At 68.0% G+C, this 21232-nt stretch carries 16 protein-coding genes; 9 read left to right on the forward strand and 7 right to left on the reverse strand.

What is annotated here, in order from left to right:
- Positions 1-30: 30 nt before the first annotated feature.
- The gene (locus tag AC6CHY_RS00235; protein WP_498225059.1) at positions 31-1785 is read right to left on the reverse strand and encodes an FMN-binding glutamate synthase family protein; all 1755 of its coding nucleotides are present in this window, start codon (positions 1783-1785) and stop codon (positions 31-33) included.
- Between the two features lie 352 nt (positions 1786-2137).
- Here AC6CHY_RS00235 and AC6CHY_RS00240 point away from each other — a divergent pair, with 352 nt between their 5' ends.
- Together AC6CHY_RS00240 and AC6CHY_RS00245 are read left to right on the forward strand one after the other, a co-directional pair.
- Positions 2138-4546 carry a hypothetical protein gene (locus AC6CHY_RS00240; RefSeq protein WP_498225060.1) on the forward strand — a complete coding sequence of 803 codons (2409 nt, stop codon included), beginning with the start codon at positions 2138-2140 and terminating at the stop codon, positions 4544-4546.
- A 227-nt stretch (positions 4547-4773) separates the two neighbouring features.
- On the forward strand, positions 4774-5757 hold the full coding sequence (locus tag AC6CHY_RS00245; RefSeq protein ID WP_498225061.1) for a diaminopimelate dehydrogenase: 984 nt from the start codon (positions 4774-4776) through the stop codon (positions 5755-5757).
- A 79-nt stretch (positions 5758-5836) separates the two neighbouring features.
- Here AC6CHY_RS00245 and AC6CHY_RS00250 read toward each other — a convergent pair whose 3' ends face one another.
- Both AC6CHY_RS00250 and AC6CHY_RS00255 read right to left on the reverse strand, forming a co-directional pair.
- Positions 5837-6415: an antibiotic biosynthesis monooxygenase gene (locus tag AC6CHY_RS00250; protein WP_217387570.1), complete on the reverse strand. Its 579-nt coding sequence runs from the start codon at positions 6413-6415 to the stop codon at positions 5837-5839.
- Positions 6416-6441: 26 nt separating this feature from the next.
- Complete coding sequence (locus AC6CHY_RS00255) at positions 6442-7626, reverse strand: RsbRD N-terminal domain-containing protein (protein WP_217387569.1); 1185 nt, start codon at positions 7624-7626, stop codon at positions 6442-6444.
- Positions 7627-7788: 162 nt separating this feature from the next.
- On the opposite strand from AC6CHY_RS00255, the gene AC6CHY_RS00260 reads away from it, so the two are divergent.
- The 4 genes from AC6CHY_RS00260 to AC6CHY_RS00275 all read left to right on the forward strand — a co-directional run bounded on the left by AC6CHY_RS00260 (position 7789) and on the right by AC6CHY_RS00275 (position 13837).
- The gene (locus AC6CHY_RS00260; RefSeq protein ID WP_217387568.1) at positions 7789-9111 is read left to right on the forward strand and encodes an MFS transporter; all 1323 of its coding nucleotides are present in this window, start codon (positions 7789-7791) and stop codon (positions 9109-9111) included.
- 97 nt (positions 9112-9208) lie between these two features.
- Positions 9209-10849, forward strand: a complete 1641-nt coding sequence (locus AC6CHY_RS00265) for a thiamine pyrophosphate-dependent enzyme (RefSeq protein ID WP_498225062.1) — start codon at positions 9209-9211, stop codon at positions 10847-10849.
- Complete coding sequence (locus AC6CHY_RS00270; protein ID WP_498225063.1) at positions 10846-12513, forward strand: amidohydrolase; 1668 nt, start codon at positions 10846-10848, stop codon at positions 12511-12513. The genes AC6CHY_RS00265 and AC6CHY_RS00270 overlap by 4 nt, the downstream gene beginning before the upstream one ends.
- A gap of 31 nt (positions 12514-12544) precedes the next feature.
- On the forward strand, positions 12545-13837 hold the full coding sequence (locus AC6CHY_RS00275) for a M20 family metallo-hydrolase (RefSeq protein ID WP_498225064.1): 1293 nt from the start codon (positions 12545-12547) through the stop codon (positions 13835-13837).
- A gap of 24 nt (positions 13838-13861) precedes the next feature.
- Here the strand turns inward: AC6CHY_RS00275 and AC6CHY_RS00280 are convergent, their stop codons facing one another.
- Entirely contained in the window at positions 13862-14707 is an 846-nt protein-coding gene (locus tag AC6CHY_RS00280) for an SDR family oxidoreductase (protein ID WP_217387564.1), read from the reverse strand.
- Between the two features lie 147 nt (positions 14708-14854).
- Here AC6CHY_RS00280 and AC6CHY_RS00285 point away from each other — a divergent pair, with 147 nt between their 5' ends.
- The gene (locus tag AC6CHY_RS00285; RefSeq protein ID WP_217387563.1) at positions 14855-15235 is read left to right on the forward strand and encodes an antitoxin Xre/MbcA/ParS toxin-binding domain-containing protein; all 381 of its coding nucleotides are present in this window, start codon (positions 14855-14857) and stop codon (positions 15233-15235) included.
- Positions 15236-15265: 30 nt separating this feature from the next.
- Here AC6CHY_RS00285 and AC6CHY_RS00290 read toward each other — a convergent pair whose 3' ends face one another.
- Positions 15266-15814 carry an acyl-CoA thioesterase gene (locus tag AC6CHY_RS00290; protein ID WP_217387562.1) on the reverse strand — a complete coding sequence of 183 codons (549 nt, stop codon included), beginning with the start codon at positions 15812-15814 and terminating at the stop codon, positions 15266-15268.
- 143 nt (positions 15815-15957) lie between these two features.
- Here AC6CHY_RS00290 and AC6CHY_RS00295 point away from each other — a divergent pair, with 143 nt between their 5' ends.
- Complete coding sequence (locus AC6CHY_RS00295; RefSeq protein WP_498225065.1) at positions 15958-17235, forward strand: MFS transporter; 1278 nt, start codon at positions 15958-15960, stop codon at positions 17233-17235.
- A gap of 111 nt (positions 17236-17346) precedes the next feature.
- Here AC6CHY_RS00295 and AC6CHY_RS00300 read toward each other — a convergent pair whose 3' ends face one another.
- A complete protein-coding gene (locus tag AC6CHY_RS00300) occupies positions 17347-17721 on the reverse strand; it encodes a VOC family protein (protein ID WP_498225066.1) in 375 nt (124 codons plus the stop codon).
- Between the two features lie 455 nt (positions 17722-18176).
- On the opposite strand from AC6CHY_RS00300, the gene AC6CHY_RS00305 reads away from it, so the two are divergent.
- Positions 18177-19355, forward strand: coding sequence for a metallophosphoesterase family protein (locus tag AC6CHY_RS00305; protein WP_217387559.1), 1179 nt, complete (start codon positions 18177-18179; stop codon positions 19353-19355).
- A gap of 23 nt (positions 19356-19378) precedes the next feature.
- On the opposite strand, the gene AC6CHY_RS00310 is transcribed toward AC6CHY_RS00305, so the two are convergent.
- A complete protein-coding gene (locus AC6CHY_RS00310; protein WP_256449108.1) occupies positions 19379-21214 on the reverse strand; it encodes a glycoside hydrolase family 15 protein in 1836 nt (611 codons plus the stop codon).
- Positions 21215-21232: the final 18 nt, after the last annotated feature.

Below are 21232 nucleotides of genomic sequence, written 5' to 3' on the forward strand. Positions count from 1 at the left end.
CCAAACACCGCCCGGCATTGATGACGGTTGTTAACCCCCATGTGGCGTGGCCTTCGGGGCCGGCCTGCCCTCGGGTCGCTCGGCGTTGGGGTGCACGGGTTCCACGGCTCGGTGGGTGGAGTCCTTGGGTTCCACCCGTTTGGGCGCAACGGTCATCTCCGCGGGGACGGGTTCGCGCGGGGTCGGCCACGGCATCGGGGCGTGCTCCCCGAAGGTGTCGGCGTCGGCCTCCAGCCAGTCCGGGGCCCAGCCCCGGGGCGGTTCGCGCATCAGCTCACCGGGCTCCAGCCAGTTGTGCAGGGCGGCGTAGCTGCGCGTTGTCAGGTGGTCGACGCGACGGCGCAGCATCCTGGTGTTCAGCTGCGACGGCGTCGCAACGCCCATCGAGGCCATCAGTTGCGCGGCTTCCTGCACGGTGAGCTTGTGGTAGTTGTAGACGCGGTTGCCCTTGTCGGTGACATCCAGCGCGCGCATCAGCCGCGGGTCCTGGGTGGCGACCCCGACCGGACACTCGTTGGTGTGGCATTTCTGCGCCTGGATGCAGCCGGTGGCCATCATCATGGCCCGGGCGCTGAAAGTGAAGTCGGCGCCCTGGATCAGCCGCTTCACCACATCGGATCCGGTGGCGACCTTGCCCGCGGCCCCGAGCCGGATCCTGCTGCGCAGCCCGGTCCCGACCAGCGCGTTGTGCACCAGCATCAGCCCCTCGGTCAGCGGGGTTCCCACGTGGTCCTCGTATTCCAGTGGCGCCGCCCCGGTGCCGCCCTCCGACCCGTCGATGGTGATGAAGTCCGGGGTGATCCCCGTTTCCAGCATGGCCTTGCACATCGCCAGCACGTCGGTGCGCGATCCCACGCAGAACTTATAGCCCACGGGCTTGCCGCCGGCCAGTTTCCGCAGCCGGGCCACAAATTGCATCAGCTCCCGCGGCGTGGAGAAGCTCGAGTGCGAGGCGGGTGAAATGCAGTCGACACCCATGGGCACCCCGCGAGTAGCGGCGATCTCCGCGGTGATCTTCGCCGCCGGCAATACGCCACCCAGTCCGGGCTTGGCACCCTGGGAGAGCTTGATGGTGATGCCCTTGACATGTTCGTTTGATGCCTTGAGGGCGAAGAGGTCAGGATCGAAGTTTCCCGCGTCGTCCCGGCAGCCGAAGTAGCCGGAACCGATTTCCCAGAACAGGTCGGCACCGTGTTCCAGGTGGTAGGGGGCCAGCCCGCCCTCGCCGGTCTCGTGGACGAATCCGCCCATGGCCGCGCCCTTGTTCATGGCCAGAACGGCGTTTTTGGACAGCGAGCCGAAGCTCATCGAGGAGATGTTCATCAGCGACATGTCGTAGGGCTGCGTGCAGTCCGGGCCGCCGATGCGCACGCGGTGCTGGTCCTTCGCGACCTCGACCGGGGCGGTGGAATGCAACAGGTACTCGTAGCCGACCTCGTTGACGTCGCGTTCGGTGCCGAAGGCCTTGTGGCTGTCGGCGCCCTTGGCCCGCGCGTAGACCAGCGAACGGGTGTCCCGGTCGAAGGGCCGCCCGTCGGTGTTGCGCTCGATGAAGTACTGCTGGATCTCGGGGCGGATCGACTCGAGCAGGAAGCGCATGCGTCCCAGCACGGGAAAATTGCGCAGGATGGCGTGCTTGGTCTGCACGACGTCGTGGATCCCGAGCGCCAGCAGGAGAACCACGAGCACGGCGACCACCCACCATCCACCGGGCCCCAGCGCGGCGGCCACGATGGTGATGAACCCGAGCAGGGACAAGAGCGCCAAAATCAGAAATCTCACCATGAGTGCGAGCCTACAACTTCCCGGCGGGCTTTGGGCCGATCGCCCGGCGCCGGGCGCCTGCGGCACCCGCGGTCCGGGCTTCACACCCCGTCCGCCGGGGCGCGGAGAAGACGTCACAACCTACCGCCGGGTAAGTTATTTTCCCAAAACACTTGCAAAGCTACCCATCAGTAAGTTCAATGATCCTAGTCCCTTTGTAATCCACATCACAGCTTCACCTTGGGTTCGGCCGGATTCCGGCCGCAGCACCCTCCCGCTCCACCGGGCCACGGATCGTGGCGTACCTCTGTGCGCCCAAAATCCCCGCGGCTCCGCTTCCCCACCAATCCCCATCGATCCCCCAGGAGTCCAGTTGAATGCACATATTGCGGCCAAGCGGCACACGCTGCTGCATGCAATCATCACGGTTTTGCTCGGCCTGTTCCTGATCGCCTTCGTGGCCTTCTACGCGATGTTCTCATCCCAGGTGGCAAGCGGCGCCTCGGACCTCAACAACGGGATGGGCAGGGCGAACGACGGAGTCGCCAAGCTGGCCGACGGATCCTCCGGTGCCGCCGCCGGCGCCGCCGAACTGGCCACCGGCACCGGCGCACTGTCCGAGGGCGCGCAGAAACTTGCCAAGGGCGCGGAAAAGGCAGCAACCGGCGCCGGCAAATTAACGGACGGTGCGGGCACGCTGCACGCAGGAACGACCAAGCTTTCGGTCGGCGCCGGGGATGCCGAGGCCGGTGCAACCAGGCTCGGCAACGGGGCAGCGGACCTGTCCACCGGCGCGAAGAAGATCGCCGCCGGCACCGATGCGGTCGACGCCGCCGCGGGCAAGCTCAACGCCGGCGCGGGCAAGCTGGCCGCGGGCGCCAAGGACGCGACAGTGGGTGCAGGTGCACTCAGTGAAGGTTCATCCAAGCTGGCCACCGGTGCCGGTTCCCTCGCCGCGGGCACCGGCACCCTGGACGCCGGGGCGCAGTCGCTCAGGGACGGTTCCCAGGAGCTCTCGGCCGGCATGTCCCAGCTGGGCATTGGCACGGGCAAGGTCAACACCGGAGCCCACGATCTCTCGGCGGGCGCGCAGCAACTCTCCGCGGGAGCCGGGGCCGCCAACGACGGTGCGCAGAAGCTTGCCGCCGGAACGCAGGCGGCAAATGCCGGTGCGCAGAAGCTGGCCGCCGGCACCTCAAGTGCGGCCGCGGGGTCCGATGCCCTGGCGGCCGGCAGCGACAAGTTGCTCGGCGGCGTCGAGGAGCTGGCCAGCAAGGCCCCGGCCCTGCTTGAAGGAGTGGCGGCACTCAAGGACGGCTCGGGACAGCTCGCGGACGGCAGCACCAGGCTGGCGGCGGGCACCCAGAAGCTGGCCGACGCTGCGCCGAAGCTCCGCGGAGGCATCGTGGCCGCCCAGGAGGGTTCCGTGGGCGTCGAAACGGGCGCCAAGGGCCTGGCCGACGGCCTGGTCACCGCCGACGGAAAAGCAGGTGAACTGACGGATGGTTCCGGTCGGCTGTCGAAAGGCCTGGGCGACCTTGCCGCGTTCGTGAAGGCGAATCCCGCGGTGCCCTCGGGCCTTTTGCTGGAGCAGATCAACGCACTTCATGACGGTTCACAGGACCTGAATGCCGGCATGGAGAAGCTGCACGCCGGTACCACCAATCTTTCGGCCGGCGCCAGGAAGCTGGCCACCGGAAGCGGCCAACTGGCCGAGGGCATGGATTCCCTGAAGCTGGGGACCAAGGACCTCGTTGGCCAAACCGGCGCCCTGAACGACGGCGCACAGGCAGTCAAGACCGGAGCCGCCAAGCTCGACGGCGGGCTGGGCCAGCTCAGCGAGGGGTCCAAGGCCCTGGGTGCGGGCATCGGCGCACTGAAGACCGGAGCCACCGCCCTCAATGCCGGGGCGCAGGACCTCAATTCGGGGCTCGGACAGCTCGACGCCGGCTTCAACGACTCCTCCAAGGGCCTGCTGGCCGGACTCGGCACCCTGGGCAACGGGGCCTCCCGGCTGGCCGAGGGCACCGACGCGCTGGCCGCCGGCAGCACCAAGCTCAGCACCGGGGCCGGAACGCTGGCCCAGGGCACCGCCACCCTCCAGGACGGGGCGGGCAGGCTCACGACCGGGGCGGACGCCCTGGCCGCGGGCGGCAGCAAGCTCGCTGACGGCACGTCGGCCCTGGATGCCGGAGCCACCAAGCTCAGCTCGGGTGCCCATGAGCTTGCGGCCGGCGGCAGGAAGCTTGCGGCCGGCACCGACAGGCTGGCAGCGGGCACCGGGGCGCTCAAGGACGGAACCTCCGAGCTGGCGTCCAAGACCCCCGCACTGGCACAGGGAGCTGACTCCGCGGCGGCCGGTGCCGAAAAGCTCGAGGCCGGTGCCACGAAACTGGCTGCCGGCAACGCCAAGATCGCCCGCGGTGCCAAGGAGCTTGACGCCGGGGCGGCCAAGCTCGCCGGCGGCAGCGAAACCCTGGGCATGGGCCTGGAGGCGTTGCGCAAGGGCTCCGGTGATTTGTCCGCCGGTGCCACCAAGCTCGATGACGGTGCCAACCGGCTCGCCGACGGCAACTCGCAACTGGCCACCGGCCTGTCCACCCTCTCCGAGGGTTCGACCCAGCTGGCCAGCGGCACCTCGCGCTTGGAGGCCAGCACGCGGGCGGTCTCGGCATCCAAGATCGGCAGCGGCCCCAGCGCGCTGCTGCTCCTGATCCCGGTGGCCTTGCTGCTGATCCCGGCGCTCATCATGATCCGGAACCGCCGGCACCTGCGCGGCTAGTTTCCACCCTTCGCGGTCCCCGGGCCGTGGACACCACGGGCGCGGCCGGTGCGACCTCCCCTCGGGGCGGGCGCACCGGCCGCGCCTTGTGCCGTTTCAGCCCAAATCGACGGCATGGGGCCGCCGGGCATCGCCGTCTTGGCCCGGACCGCAACCGTCTAGGTGTTCCGGCGTCGCAGGCACTACCGTGGAAGGAATATTAAAAACACTTTGACGTGAGGAAATTCGTGGGAGCAACAATCCGCATTGGCATTGCCGGTTATGGAAACCTGGGGCGAGGAGTGCAGGCGGCCGTCGCCAAGAACCCCGACATGGAGCTCGTGGGCGTCTACACCCGCCGGGACCCCGCGGCCCTGTCGCTTCCCGGCGGCGCCCCCGCCTTCCACATGGACCAGCTGCCCGGGCACACCGAGGACATCGACGTGCTGGTCCTGTGCGGCGGTTCCAAGTCCGACCTCCCAGAACAGGGACCTGCACTGGCAGCCCTGTTCAATACCGTTGACAGCTTCGACACCCATGCACGGATCCCCGAGCACTTCGCCGCCGTCGATGCCCCGGCCGCCGCGGCGGGCAAGACCGCGCTGATCTCGGCCGGCTGGGATCCGGGCATGTTCTCCATCAACCGGGTCTACGGCGAGGCGCTGCTGCCCGACGGCGAAACCTACACCTTTTGGGGACGCGGGCTCAGCCAGGGCCATTCGGATGCCATCCGCCGGGTGCCCGGCGTCGCCGGCGGCGTCCAGTACACGATTCCCAGCACCCAGGCGATCGCCCAGGTCCGTGCGGGCGAGCGCCCGAGCCTGAAGACCCGCGAGAAGCACGTGCGCGAGTGCTTCGTGGTGCTCGAGGACGGCGCTGACGCCGCGGCGGTTCGCGAGTCCATCGTGACCATGGAGCACTACTTCGATGCGTACGACACCTCGGTGAATTTCATCGACGCCGCCACCCTGGCCGCCGAGCACTCCTCGATGCCGCACGGCGGGTTCGTCTTCCGCAGCGGCAACACCAGCGACGAGCATGCCCAGGTCATCGAATACTCGCTGACGCTGCAGTCCAACCCGGAATTCACCTCCAGCGTGCTGGTGGCCTACGCCCGCGCGGTGCACCGGATGAACCAGGCCGGCCAGGTCGGTGCCAAGACCGTGTTCGACGTGGCCCCGGGCCTGCTTTCCCCGAAGTCCGCGGAGCAGCTGCGCGCCGAATTGCTGTAGCCCCTATCGCCGCAACGCCACGGCGTGCGGGAGGGGGCCAACCCGGTCTCCTCCGGCACGCCGTGGCTGCTCGCGGTCGCTACGCCCGGCTTTTCCCGCCGCGCGGCTTCTGCAGCCAGGGCCGCAGCAAACGCGTGGTCACCGGCAGGAAGATGTAGGTCATCAGCGGGGTGAGGATGCAGATGTTCAGCAGCACGGCCAGCACCAGCGGCCAGTCATGCAGCAGCGGCATCAGCAGGAGGTTGGAGAGCAGGCTCAGCGGGAAGAACGGCAGGAAGATGCTCACCGCCTGCTTCCACCGCGGGGGCACCACTGTCTCGGGAATCGTGACGGTGGTGTCCCCGGGCTGCTCGAACCAGCCCTCGATTCCGGTGCGGTGTTCCACCTTGGTGATTTCCACCAGTTCCGCGGCGCTGTCGATCCACCAGCGGCGCTCGGCGGATCCGTCCCAGGCGGCGAGCGCCTTGGCGGAGGCGAACCGGTAGAGCACATGCCATTCGTTGGAGTCAGGGGCGGTGCGGATCCATCCGGATCCGAGGTAGCCGTCCCACTCGCGGGCCAGTTCCTGGCCGGCCTGGACCCAGGCGTTGAAGCGTCGGTGATGTTCGGGAAGTACCGTCCGGGTTATCGATACGGTGATGGGGGTAGCTTGTGGCATTTTCACAATCTAGTGCCCCTGCCCGTCTACGACCAACCCACCACCAGCCGCGCCGCCTGGAGGGGCACCATCGGGTCCACGCCGGTGAGCCCGGCAAAGCGCTTCAGCCGGTTCAGCAGGGTGTTGCGGTGGCAATACAGCCGGTCCGCGGCCTGGGCAATGCTACCGGTTTGCAGGTACGCCTCCACCGCCTCGCGCAGCCGGCGGCGTTCGGTCGTCCCGCAACCGTGCAGGGCCCGCTCGACCTCGCCGAGTCCCGGGGCACCCGCCCGGTCGAGCTCGAGCCTGGCCATGCGCGCCCAGCCCCGCGCCCAGGTCATGGCCCCCTCTTCCGCCGGCTCGAGCAGCTTGGCCAGCGAGGCGGCCACTGCCGCGGCATGCGGAACCCGTTCCAGGGTGCAGCCCTCGCCGAGCAATCCGCAGGTGAGCCGCTCCAGGCTCGCGTAGAGCCGCTGCCCCTCGGAGCCCGCACGGATTCCCAGCGGAAAGAAGACCACCAGGGCATCGGCCCGAGAGTAGGTAAACACCTGCCGGCCGGCCGGCGCATTGGCCAGTGCCAGTCGCAAGGCGGGGATGTGGTCCCACGAGGCCACCGCCACCACATATTCTGTGTCCAGGTCCTGGCCCAGTTCCTCGGCAATCCGTTCCAGTGCGGCAGGGGTGAGGTTCTTCTGGCTGAACAGCGTCGCCAGGTAGCCCTGCCTCATGCTGGCCGCCTCCGCCTGGATCCTGGCCAACTCCGCGACGTAGGCACGCTGCGTTTCCCCGGCGTAGCCGTCAACAACTTCCCAGACCCGGGCGGTGTGCCCGACCAGCAATTGCGCGTCCCCCGGCTCGGCAATGCCGGTGATGGCCTCCCAGATCACCGAGAAGTCCAGGCGGATCGCCGTCATCAGCGCCTCGATCGGGACCCCGGCCCGGGCCCGGGAGACCCCCACGTCCAGCGCGATGGCATCTCGTTCGCGCAGGTAGTCCGGCTCGTCGTCCTCGGCCTTCATCGCCAGGATCAACGCCTCAAACGACGCGCTGCCCGTGCGCCTGATCTCGCTGGCCGGCAGCGGGGACACGGCGTAGCTGGGAACGGTGCCGAGGCGCCGGATGAACTCGTCCGTCAGTTCCCCGACATCCAGGCGGTCCAGCAGCGACTCCCAGCGCAGGGTGTCGTGGTTTTTGTCGCTTTGCGTGATTCCCGGGAAATCTGGCGTTAACATCCCCCCATATTATGTGCATTTGCACCGTTTGTGGCGTGGAACTCGTTGCGAAACGTGCGCCATGTCACCGCGGATCCTTGGCAAGATGAAACATGTCCCCACCATCCGGATGGCGAGCAGAAACGCAACGGCCCTCCCCTTGAGATTCAGGCAGATAATCCCATGACCCACACTGGAACACTCGAAGCGGGTGCAACTCGACAGATCTCCGACAAGGAGGCCACCAAGGTAGCGGTCGGTGCCCTCATTGGCACGGCCATGGAGTGGTACGACTTCTTCCTCTTCAGCGCCGCCGCGGCACTGGTCTTCAACGTCCAGTTCTTCGCCAGCCAGAACGCCACCGCCGCGGCCATGGCGGCCTTCGCCACCTTCGGCGTGGGGCTGGTCGCCCGCCCCCTCGGCGGCATGATCTTCGGGGTGATGGGCGACAAGATCGGGCGCCGCAAGACGCTCATGGTCACCATTGTCGGCATCGGCGTGATCACCGGCCTGATCGGCCTGCTGCCCACCTACGCCGCCATCGGCATCGCGGCCCCGATCCTGCTGGTGCTCCTGCGCATCATGCAGGGCCTGTTCGTCGGCGGCGAGTGGTCCGGCGCCATGACCATCGTCGTGGAGAACGCCCCGCTGCACCGCCGGGCCCGCTACGCGGCGCTGCCGCAGATCGGCTCCCCGATCGGCACCATCCTCTCCTCCGGCGGCTTCTTCCTGATGACCGTGTTCTTCTCCCAGGAAAGCTTCGACGCCTGGGGCTGGCGCATCCCGTTCCTTGCAGCGATCCCGATGCTGCTCGTGGCCCTGTACATCCGCAGCCGCCTCGACGAGTCCCCGGTCTTCAAGGAATTGATGGAGAAGGGCGAGACCGAAAAGGCCCCGATCCGCACCACGCTGAGGGAATCCTGGAAGCAGATCATCATCGGCATGGCCGCGGGCATGCTCGGCATCGGCGGGTTCTACCTGGTCACCGCATTCGTGGTCTGGTACGGCGTCAACGTGCTGGACTACGAGCGTTCGCTGATGCTTGCCGGCGGCATCATTGCCGCGGTCGTGGAAATCCCCGTGCTGATCCTCGGCGGGCGCCTCGGTGAGCGCTTCGGCTCCTCCAAGGTCATCACCTACGGCGGCATCTTCTCCGCCGTCATCGCCTGGCCCGCATTCCTGCTCATTGAATCCGGAAACGACGTGCTGGTCATCACCGGCATGACCCTGGCGGTCGCTGCGCTCTCGCTGCCCTACGCCGCCTCCGGCACGGTGCTCACCGGGCTGTTCCCGGCCAAGACCCGCTACACCGGGGTGGGCTTCGCACAGAACACCGCCGGCATGATCTCCGGGTTCATCCCGCTGGCCGCCACCGCCCTGGTCGCCGCGGCGTCAAACCACTGGTGGCCGGCCGCCGCGATGCTCATCTTCCTTTCACTGTTCACCGCCGTGGCGGGGGTCATCGCCCCGCGCCTCAGCGTCGAGCTGCCCGGATTCAAGCACTAGCCACACCCCCTCCCGCCGTGTGGGCCCCGCATCCGGTGCCGGGCCCACACGGCAACCCGACTTCTTCACGCTCCACCACAAAGGACCAGCACAGCCCATGACCATGTCAGCCGGACACCTCATCGTCAAGACCCTCGAGGCCCACGGCGTCTCGCGCATCTACGCAGTCCCGGGGGAAAGCTACCTCGACGTCCTCGACGGCCTGCACGACTCCTCCATCCACACCGTGGTCACCCGCCACGAGGGCGGCGCCGGCTTCATGGCCCTGGCCGAGGGACGCCTCGGCACGGTGCCCGGGATCGCCATGGTCACCCGCGGTCCCGGCGCCGCCAACGCCATGATCGCGATCCACACCGCCTGGCAGGACGCCACGGCCATGGTCCTGTTCGTCGGGCTGATCCCGCTGGCCGACCGCGGGCGCGACTCCTTCCAGGAGTTCAGCTTGGAAGGCTGGTTCTCCACCACCGCCAAGGCCGTGTACGTGCTCGACGACGAGCACCAGGCCGGGGACCTCGTGGCGCGCGCCATGCGCCTGGCCTCCACCGGCCGCCCGGGGCCCGTGGTGGTGGGCCTGCCCGAGGACGTGCTGGTGCGCCTGACCGATTCGCCCCTGCCCGCCATCCTCCCGCTGCCCGACGCCGCCCCGGGAGCCTCCGGCATGGGAATGCTTGCCACCATGCTGGGTGCAGCCGAGCGTCCGGCCATCATCGTCGGCGGGGACTGCTGGGATGCCGCCACCTCGGCGGCGCTGGCCGGCTTCGCCGCCGCCGCCCACGTCCCGGTGCTCGCCGACTGGCGGGCCTACGACGCGATCGACCACGACTCCCCCGCCTATGCAGGTTGGCTGGGCTACGGCCGCGCCGAGCGCGCCGTTGCCGCGCTGAACGACGCCGACCTGCTGGTGTTCATCGGCTGCACCCGCTCCGACGTGCTCTCCGAGGGCTACAGGGCGGCATTGGACACCCCGACCATCGTGATCTCCAACGATGCCGAGCTCATTGGCCATGCCGGACGGATCGATGCCCACCTGGGCGCATCCCCCGCCGAGTTCGTCGCCGCCCTGCCGGCGGGCCACACGCTGCGTGGCTCCCGCGGCGCGCAATGGATGGACACGCTGCGCGCCGAGCAGCTCGCCTTCGCTGCCCCCGGCCCGGACGGCGGCACCGGGGTGGACCTGGGGCTGGCCTTCGCGGCCCTCGAGGCGGCCCTGGACGCTGACCGGATCATCACCTACGGCGCGGGCAACGCCACGCTGTGGGGCCACCGCTACCTCTCCCACCACGGGCCGAATTCCCTGGTGGGCCCGCGCAACGGCGCCATGGGACTCTCGGTCCCGGCCGCGGTGGCGGCAAGCATCATGCAACCGGGACGCCACGTCGTGGCCGTCTGCGGGGACGGGGACTTCTTCATGAACGCCCAGGAACTTGCCGTCTCCTTCGCCCACGGCGGGACACCGCTGATCGTCGTGGCCGACAACGGCATCTTCGGCACGATCGCGGCCCACCAGCAGCAGCACTACCCGCAGCGGCCCTCGGGCACGGCGATGGAGAACCCGAACTTCGCCCGGTGGATCGAATCCTTCGGCGGGCACGGGGAATTTGTGGAAAACACCGCAGACTTTGCCCCGGCGCTGGAACGGGCCCTGGCCAGCGGCCTGCCGGCGGTGCTCCACCTGAAGACCGATCCGTCCACCATGGGCCCGGGCACCGTGGCGCACCGCGCGGAGGCCAACGCATGAGGCTCGACCTGTTGGTGCGCGCCGGCACCATCCTGACCATGGACGAGGACCGTCCGACGGCACGCGACATGGGCGTCATCGGCGGGCGCATCGTGGGCTTCGACGAGGAACTGGCCGGATGCACCGCGGATCGCACCGAGGACTTCGGCGACGCGGCCATCACCCCCGGCTTCATCGACGCCCACTGCCACACCACCTGGTGGGGGCTGGGGCTCGCCGCCCTGGACCTCTCGGAGGCCCGCGGGCTGGAGGAGCTCTACGCCCTGCTCGAGGCCGAGATGCAGCGGCTTGCCGCCGCCCCCGGCGTGTGGCTCAACGGCACCGGCTTCAACCACAAGAACCACGGCGGGCACTTCCCCGACATCAAGCGGCTCGACGCGATCACCGGGGACCGCCCGCTGTACCTGCGCCACGTCTCGGGGCACGCCTCGATCACCAACACGGCCACGCTGGCCCTGGCCGGGGCGCTGGAACCCGGCTTCGCCGATCCCGTGGGCGGCGCCGTGGTGCGCGATGCGCAGGGTTCCCCGACCGGGCTGGTCGAGGAATCGGCCCAGGGCATCATCCAGAAGATGCTGCTGCCCTACTCGGTGGACCAGATCGTCGGGGCGCTGGATGCCGCAACCGCCCGCTACGCCGCCGAGGGCATCACCTCCTTCACCGAGGCAGGCATCGGCGGCGGCTGGATCGGCCACTCCCCCGTGGAGGTCACCGCCTACCAGCGAGCGCTGGCCGCCGGAAGGCTGCACGCCCGGGCCCAGCTGATGCCGACGCTCGACGCGCTGCGCGCGCAGGAATCCCATGCCTCCGACGCCCACGGCACCGGCACCGGGCTGGGGGTGGACCTGGGTGTCGTGGCCGGGTTCGGCAACGAGCACCTCTCGCTGGGCCCGGTGAAGGTGTTCATGGACGGCTCGCTTTTGGGCGCCACCGCCGCGGTGACTGAGGACTACTGCGGACACCTGCACAACACCGGCTACCTGCTCGACGACGCCCAGGCCTACCGCGACCGGATCGCCGCCGCCTACCGCTCCGGCTGGCCCGTGGCCCTGCACGCCATCGGGGATGCGGCCATCGACTTGGCGATCGAGATCATCTCCGGGCTGCAGGAGAAGCACGGCCGCAATGCGCTGCCCAACCGCATCGAGCACTTCGGCATCGCCCGCCCCGACCAGGTCGAGGCGGTGGCCAGGCACGGGATCGCGGTGACCCCGCAGGCCTCCTTCATCGGCCCGCTGGGCGACCAGTTCGCCAAGCTCGTGGGCCCCGGGCGCGAGGGCTGGCTCTACCGGGGCGCCTCGCTGCTCGAGGCAGGGGTCCTGGCCGCCGGCAGTTCCGATTTGCCGGTGGCGGACAACAACGTCCGCCGCGCCATGGCCTCGGCCGTGGACCGCAGGACCGAAAACGGCTTGGTCCTGGGAGGGGCGGCCGAGTGCCTCTCGCCGCTGGAGGCGCTGCGGCTCTACACCGTCAACGCGGCCAGGGCCACCGGCCTGTTTGCCGACCGCGGGTCCCTGGCCCGCGGCAAGCTCGCGGACTTCACGGTGCTTTCCGAATCCCCGCTGCAGGCCGCGGACATTTCCGCCCTGCAGGTCCTGGGCACCTTCGTCGGCGGCACGTCCAGCTACGCACGCTCCGCCGCCGCCGTTCCGGCCACCGCCTAATCCCCGCCCCCACCACCTTGCAGGAGACATCATGACCCCGACCGACTTCCCCTTCCTGGCCGACTTCACCTCGATGAGCAGCCACGGCGCGACCGCCGGCGGCGGCGTGGACCGCCAGGCGGCCACCGTGGCCGACGGACAGACCCGCAACTGGTTCCGCGGATTGGTGGAGGGCCACGGCTTCACCGTGCGCTACGACGCCGTCGGCAACCAGTACGCGATGCTCGAGCTGGTCCCCGGCGCCCCGTGGATCGCCGTGGGATCGCACCTGGATTCCCAGCCGCTGGGCGGCCGCTTCGATGGCGCCTACGGGGTGCTGGCCGGGGCGCATGCGGCACTGCGCGTGAGGGAATCGCTGGCCGGGGATTCTGACACGGCCAAGTTCAACATCGTGGTCATCAACTGGTTCAACGAGGAGGGCTGCAGGTTCAAGCCCTCGATGATGGGCAGCTCCGTCTACACCGGCAAGCTGCCGGCCGCGCAGGTGCTGGAAACCACCGACCCGGCCGGCGTCACGGTGCGCGAGGCGCTCGAGGCCATCGGGACCATTGGAGACTTCGAGCTGCCGGTGTCCGCCTACGTGGAGATCCACATCGAGCAGGGCCGCTCGCTGGAGGACCGGGACCTGACCATCGGGCTGGTCGAGTCGACCTGGGGCGCGAACAAGTACGAGTTCACGGTGCACGGCGACCAGGCACACACCGGCGCCACGGTCATCGCCGACCGCCGGGACGCACTGCTGGGTGCCTCCGCGCTGGTCGTCGCCGCCCGCGAGATCGCGCTGGATCACTCCACGGATGAGCACATGGTCATCACCTCCTGCGGCGAGTTCAACGTCTTCCCCAACTCCCCCGTGGTGGTGGCAAGCCGCGTGAACCTGCTGGTGGATGTGCGCTCCACGGATCCCGACGTGCTGGCGGCAGCGGATGCCGACCTGCATGCGAGCGTGGCGAAGATCGAAAAGATGGCCAACGTGCGGATCGAGCGCGGCGCCGAACACGTGTGGGGTGCCAAGGCCTACGACAAGGCCGGGCTGGAACTGGCGGCCCGGGCCGCCGAGTCGCTGGGACTGAGCCACGGGGTGGTGCGCACCCTGGCCGGACACGACTCGACGAACATGAAGGACATCGTCCCGACCATCATGCTCTTCGTCCCCAGCGTCGAGGGCATCAGCCACAACGAGCGGGAACTCACGGGCGATGAGGACATGCTTGCCGGGGTCGACCTCTTGGCAGAGGTGCTGTTGCGCGTGGTGCGCGGCGAATTTGTTTCCGCTTCCGGCGGCGCACGGGATGCAGGGGCCGCGCGGTCGCTGGTTTCCTGACCCCGCGGGGTGCGGCGGCATGGGCTAGGGGCGCAGCAACTGCTCCAGGGACATCGGCGGCTCGCCGGTGATCCGCTCGATGTCGCCGCTGACCCCTTGAAGCGCCCCGGAGGCGATGGCCAGGTAGGTGGAGACCCAGGCATCGAGTTGCCACGGCGGGGCGCCGTAGGAGGCCCGCGACGCGTAGGCCTCCTGCACCGTCTCGTCCACATAGGAGACGCGGCGCGGCCCGATGTCGCTGAGCAGCCGCGCGACCTCGGCCAGCGACAGGGCCTCGGGTCCGGTCAGCTCATAGGTCGCGCCGACATGCAGTTCCGGTGCACGCAAGATGGCCGCGGCCGTCCGGGCCACGTCGGCCCGTGCCACCACCGCCACCCGTCCGTCCCCGGCCGGCCCGCGGATGGCCCCGTCCTGGCCCACCAGGTCCGGCAGGAAGTCGGCATAGAAGTTGTCGCGCAGGAACGTGTACTGGAGTCCGGAAGCACGGATGTACTCCTCGGTGGCGTAGTGGTCCCGGGCCAGGGTGAAAACGGCGTCCTGGGCGGCACCGATGAACGAGACGTAGATCAGGTGCCGAACCCCGGCCTCCACGGCGGCATCGACGAAGTCGCAATGCTGGTCCAGGCGATCCCGGCTTTCCGAGGCGGAAACCATGAACACGGTTTCGGCCCCGGTGAGTGCGGTGCGCGTGGCCGAGGTGTTTTCGTAGGCGGCCTGCAGCACGGTGGCCCCGTCAAGCGGGGGCGCCTTGCGCGGGGTCCTGGCCAGCAGGCGCTGCCTGACGCCGGCGGCGCTGAGCAGCGCGGCGACCCTGCCACCGAGTTCCCCGGTGGACCCGGTCACGGCCAGCGGCGGCGGAATAAGGTTCATGGTTACATTCCACCACCGAACACGGTTCCCGGCATAGGAGCAGGCCCGGCCGCGGGTGGCAACTTCCCCGGCCTGCCGGGCACCTTGCGGGCATTCGGTGTGCTTCCGGGCATGGATTTCCGGGCGCGGCGGGGCGATGCTGGAAGCATGAAACCGCTGAACCACAGCGCCGTGTACGTGGAGGCGGCCCGGGCCGACATCCACGACCTGGTGCGCACCCTCATCGACGCGATCGGCGCACCCCGGGTCCAGGTGCTTTCCGGCACCACCGACCGCACGGCCCCGCATCGCTGGGCCCACCCGGAGGGCACCGAGCTGGACGCTGTGACCGAACAACGCCTGCGCCTGGGCTACCGGGTGTGGCTGACCCTGCAGAGCCTGGAGGATCCCGGCGCGGCCGCCGCGTGGCTGCAGGCCGCCAATCCCTTGCTCGATGATGACCGGCCGCTGGACTTCATCGCGAAGATGCATGCGCAGCAGGTCGTCAACGCGGCCGAGACCCTGGTGACCCACACCCCGAGGCGCTGAGGTCAGGGGAGGATGCCGTCGGGGACGGCCCTAGCCCCACAGGTGCGGGGCCGGCTTGCGCGCACCGGGCAACGCCGTGTCCTCGCGCCAGCGTGCCACCCATTCGGGAAGAACCAGGTCCTCGGGAACGGCAAGTCCCATGCTGGCGAGGATCTCCTCGTTGGCCACCGGCCCCATCTTGGACAGCAGGCGTGTGGCGATGGTGGCCTGCACATAGATTTCGCCGCCGGCGACCATCCGCTGCTCGAAGTAGATGCATTTTTCGTCCATGCCGAGGATCCTGGTTTCCTGGGTGAACTTCTGGTTGAACACCACCGACTTGCGGAAGGTGATGGTCTCGGACTGCACCACGGGTGTCCACTTGTTTCTCTTCATCTCGTCCCAGACCCCGGCACGCACCATCAGGTCGAAGCGCCCCAGGTCGAAGAGGGAAAAGTACATCCCGTTGTTGATGTGGCCGGCAATGTCGATGTCCGTGAGCAGTGCACGCATCGGCACGGAGGAAGTCTCGAACATGGAGAGCTTCGGACGCTTGCGGGCCGTGGCAAGGAGGAGCAGGAGGCGAAAGAGTACATGCATGGAGCTCATCCTACTCGCGAGTAACTTGACTGTCACCCAGCTCACGCCAAACAGTGATTGACATTCTTCAATGGGTTACCCCAAGATTGAACACGGGCACCACCGTGTTTCCACTTTCCGCACCCACTTCCAGGACCCCACCCATGGCCCCGCGCGCACTCCGCCCCTTCGCCCACCGCGACTACCGCATCCTGCTCATCGCGATGGCCATCAGCGTGTTTGCCCATGGCATGTGGGCCGTGGCCATGGTCTACCAGGTCAAGCACCTGGGCGGCGGCCCCGCCCAGCTTTCGGTGGTGGCCACGGCAACATCGTTGGGGCTACTGGGCTTCGTGCTCATTGGCGGCATCACCGCCGACCGGGTCAGCTGCCGGAAGATCATCATCCTTGTTGAGGCCGTCTCGCTGGCGGTCATGACCACCGTGGCGGTCCTGGCCCTCACCGGGGCCATGGAACTCTGGCATCTTGCCGTGGCCGGTTTCATCCAGGGTGCCGGTGCAGCGTTCTTCTTCCCCGCATATTCCGCGCTATTGCCTCGCATCCTGCCGGCAGAGGACCTGCTGGCCGCCAACGGCATGGAAGGCATGTTCCGGCCGGTTCTGCAGCAGGCCGCCGGCCCCGCCATTGCCGGCGTGCTCGTCGCCTCGTTCAATCCGGCCATGGCGGTCATCGGCATCGCGGCCTGCCATCTTGTCGCGTTCCTGGTCCTGAACATGCTGGGGCACCACAAGGCCTACGACGCGCACCTGGAACCCAACCAGAAGCGCCCGAGCGTCCTGGCCGATTTGCGCGAGGCAGTGGGTTACACCGTGGGCACTCCCTGGTTGCTCTGGACCCTGCTCTTTGCCGTGATCTCGGTGCTGAGCTTCATTGGCCCCATTGAGGTGTTGCTGCCCTTCGTCGTGGAGGACCAGCTGGGCGGGGATGCCAAGACCTTCGGGTTCATGCTCGCCGCCTACGGCATCGGCAGCGCCATCGGCTCGATGGTGACCTCCTCCTTCCCGCTCCCGCGGCGCTACCTCACCTTCATGATCATGTTCTGGGGATTCGGCACGCTGCCGCTGGCACTGATCGGGCTGACCAGCACCCCGCTGGCACTGGCCATCATCATGGTCATCCCGGGCATCACCGGCGGACTCGGACAGGTCATCTGGGGCACGCTGCTGCAGCGCCGCGTGCCGCACCACATGCTCGGCCGGATCTCCTCCCTGGACTTCTTCGTCTCCCTGGCGCTCATGCCGGTGTCCATGGCGCTGGCCGGACCGCTTGCCGAGGTCATTCCCCTGTGGATGATCTTCGTGGTGGCGGGCGTGGCATCTCCGGTGATCGGGATCATTGCCTGGTTCGCCGGGCGAATGTACCGGGATGAGATCGAGCATCCCCTCGACCGTGAGGCGGCACCGCAACCGACGGATGCCTGACCTGCATCGGCTTGCCGGGCCCACGGGTGCCGGCAAGCCGAGGGCGCAACGCGGTTTCCCGCCCCTCCAGGGCCTTCACCGGATCCTCCCACCGTTCCGGGCAGCCCGTCGCTACAGGTAGGGGCGGGTGATGAACTCGATGTAGTGGCCCGCCGGGTCAAGGAGGTACACGCCGCGCCCGCCGTGTTCCGTGTTGGTCTGGCTCGGGAGGGTTCGCTGCGGGTCCGCCCAATGCTTGATGCCGCGTTCCTGGATCCGCGCGCAGGCGCGGTCGAAGTGGTCGTCGTCGACCAGGAAGGCGTAGTGCTGCGGAGGGAAGTCGATGGGCGGTTGGGCGAACTGCAGCATGACACCGTCGTCCAGCTGGACGTTGGTGAACGGCCCCCAGCCATTGACGGCGCGGGCCTCTGCTATCTCGATGTAGAACTGCGCCGAGGCCTCGCGGTCCTTGGCGGCAATGATGGTGTGGTTGAAGGAAATGCCCATGATGTTTTCCAACTTCCCGATTCGGTAATTCCGAAGTACTCAGGCAGCCCATGGCCCGGTTGCCAGGCATAGGAACAATAGCGCGTGTGTGCCGGGTGCGGAGGGACCCTGCAATGCGCAAGATTGCCGCCGCGGAACGATCGAGGCAAGGCCTCGAAACACCACATCGTGGCAAGAACGCGGGTTGCCTTGTCCTGCTGGAAGTTCGGCCCGTCTGGGGCACATCACGCATTCTTCCACGCCCGGGATCGGGTGTTCAAGGGCGCCTCCGGCGCGCAAACCCCGAACTGAACGCAAGCATTCGTTGCAACCACGCCCGTCTCGAACCTGGCGGAACCCTGGCGTCACCAGGGCTTAACCATCCGGACACCAAACCTTTCTAAGGTCTTGTTCACGACCTCGAACCATCGCGTTCGATAATCACCTCTGGTCGAAATCCGTTTGAAAGGCGCTCCATGAAAACCTCCTCTTCCGTCCCCCGCCGTGGCATCCTGCTCGGCGGCACGGCCGCAGCCGTCACCGGCATCCTTGCCGTCGGCGCCCGTCCTGCCGCAGCCGTCGCCCCCCAGAAGCAAGGATCCCCGGCGAGCGCAAAGCTGAAGTTCGGCCGGGACGGCAAGTTCAAGATCGTCCAGTTCAACGACACCCAGGACGGGCCGCGGACCGACCGCCGCACCCTCGAGCTCATGGATGCCGTGCTGGACTCCGAGAAGCCGGGCTTCGTGGTGATCAACGGCGATGTCATCAACGGCTCGCCCACCAACGCGACGGAAGTCAAGCAGGCCATCAACAACGTGGTCCAGCCCATGGAATCCCGGAAGATCCCGTGGGCACTGACCTTCGGAAACCATGACGAGGATTCCCTGTCGAACGGCACCAAGATGGATGAGGCGAAAATCCTCGAGTTCCTGCACGGCTATGACTACAACGTCAACACCAAGGACGACGAGACCTTTGGCTCCTCGAATTCCCAGCTGCTGATCAATTCCTCGCAGGGCAACAAGCCGGCCTTCGGGATTTGGCTGCTCGACTCGGGGCGCTACGCTCCGGAAAAGATCGGCGGCCAGGACTTTGAGGGCCTGAAGTCCTACGACTGGATCCGTCCGGAACAGATCGACTGGTACCGCGAGACCTCCCGTGCCACCGAGGTTCGACACGGCAAGGTCCAGTCGCTGATGTTCTTCCACATCCCGCTCTGGGAGCACCACCACATGTGGTACGGATCCCAGTTCACCTCCAACGACGCTGACCATGCCAAGGCCGTGAAGAAGCACGGAATCGTGGGCGTGAAGAACGAGGACGTCTACGTCGGGGCGTTCAACTCGGGCCTGTTCGCCGCCATGCAGGAACGCGGCGACGTGCGCGGTGCCTATTGCGGGCACGACCACATCAACACCTTCATGGGTGACTACTACGGCATCGAGCTGGGCTACGGCCCGGGCACGGGCTTCGGAACCTACGGCCTGGGCGGCACGAAGGAGCACGAGCTGCGCGGCGCCCGGGTCTTCGAACTCGACGAAAAGCACGAGGGCGTCTACACCGGCACCCGCACCCTCTTCGCCAAGGACTACGGAATCGACATGGACCCCAAGCGCCAGCCGCTCGCCGAGCCGCTGCCCCTGCCCGAGCGCTAACGGCGGACGGCCGCGCCGCGATCCTACTTGGGGCCGCGGCGCGGCCGGGCCGGTCGGGCCCCGGCGGCTTCCTCGATGGCATCGGCGGCGCGGATGAGCCCCAGGTGCGAAAGTGCCTGCGGGAAGTTTCCGGCCATGTGGCCGGTTTCCGGGTCGAATTCCTCGGCCACCAGCCCCACGTCGTTGACGATCCCGGCGAGCTTCGCCAGAAGCCGCCGGGCGTCGTCGAGGCGCCCGGAATGGGCGTATTGCTCGATGAGCCAGCAGGTACAGACCATGAACGTGTATTCCCCGGGCGGCAGCCCGTCGGTTCCGACCTCGGTCCGGTAACGCCGGACGAAGCCCTGCCGGCCCAGCAAGTCGCTCTCGATCCGGGCCACGGTGCCGAGCATCCGCGGGTCCGCGTAGTCAACGAACCCGACCTGCGCGAGGACCAGCAAGGACGCATCGACCTCGGTGTTGTCGTAGGTCTGCGTGAACGAACTCAGTTCCTCGTTGTATCCCTTCTCCTGGATCTCGGCGCGCAGTGCATCGCGGGCGGCCTCCCACTTCTTCAGGTCACCGGTTTGCCCGTGATGCCTCACCGCCCGGACCCCGGCTTCCAGGGCGGCCCACATCATGACGCGCGAATGCGTGAAGTACTGGGGTTCCCCGCGCATTTCCCACACGCCGTGGTCCCTGCGCTCGAGCTTGGCGATCACGTCCGCGATCATCGCCTTTTGCAGCGGCCAGGAGAAGTGGTCCTCGCGCCCGCCCATGGTGCGCAACTCATCCAGTGCCACCATGACCTCGCCGACCACGTCCCCCTGGTACTGGCGCACCGCCGCATTTCCGATGCGCACCGGCTTCGCACCGCCGTAGCCGGGAAGGTGCTGCAGGATGCGCTCGGGCAGTTCGCGCTCTCCGCCGACCCCGTACATCACCTGCACGGTGTGGTGGTCACCGGCGATGGCCCGCAGCAGCCAGGCGCGCCATTGCAGGGCCTCCCGCTCGTACCCGTGGGTCATCATCACCTGAAGGGTCAGTGCGGCATCGCGCAACCAGCAGAAGCGGTAGTCCCAGTTCCGCTCGCCGCCGAAGAACTCGGGAAGCGAGGTCGTCGGCGCCGCGACGATGCCACCGGTATCGCGGTGGGTCAGCGCCTTGAGCACCAGCAGCGAGCGGCGCACCAGCGCCTCGTGGTCTCCGTGCGGAGGGATGTCCGCCGCCCAGTCGCGCCACTGGCGCGCCGTCTGCGTCATGGCCATGCCAATGTCGTTCGGCGCGGGAATCTCCACGTGGCCCGCGTAGCAGGCAAATTCGAAATCGTAGGATTCTCCCGCCCGGACCTCGAACTCGTCGCGGTGGGTATGGTGCTTGGGCTTGGGGAGCCGGGTGCCGTGAAGCACCGCGGCATGCGGGCCGGCTACGGCGACCAGCGACTCGGTGCCGCGCTCCGGATCGAAGTTGCGCCGGACCCAGGGCAGGACCTGGCCGTAGTCGTACCTGATGACCAGCTCGTGCTCAAAGGTCATGGACCCCGAGAGCCCCTCCACGCGGCGCATGATGCTTGAACCGCCGTCGCCCATGGGCATGAAGTCGGTGACCAGGACCTGCCCGGTCTTGCTGCCCCACAGGGTCCGCAGGACAAAGGAGGAGTCAAGGTAGTTGCGGCTGAGAACCTCGCCCGCGGTCGGGGCCAGCAGCCAGCGGCCGTTCTCCTTGGTGCCCAGCAAGGCGGCGAAGACCGATCCTGAGTCGAATCGGGGAAAACACAACCAGTCCACCGAACCGCGGAGGGAGACCAACGCCGCGGTGCGCTGGTCCGAGAGCAGGGCGTAGTCTTCGATCAATGTGGCCATGGCCCCACCCAATCGCATTTGTCTCCTCCAGACAAG

It is taken from the genome of Paeniglutamicibacter sp. GQ140, from assembly GCF_059759235.1.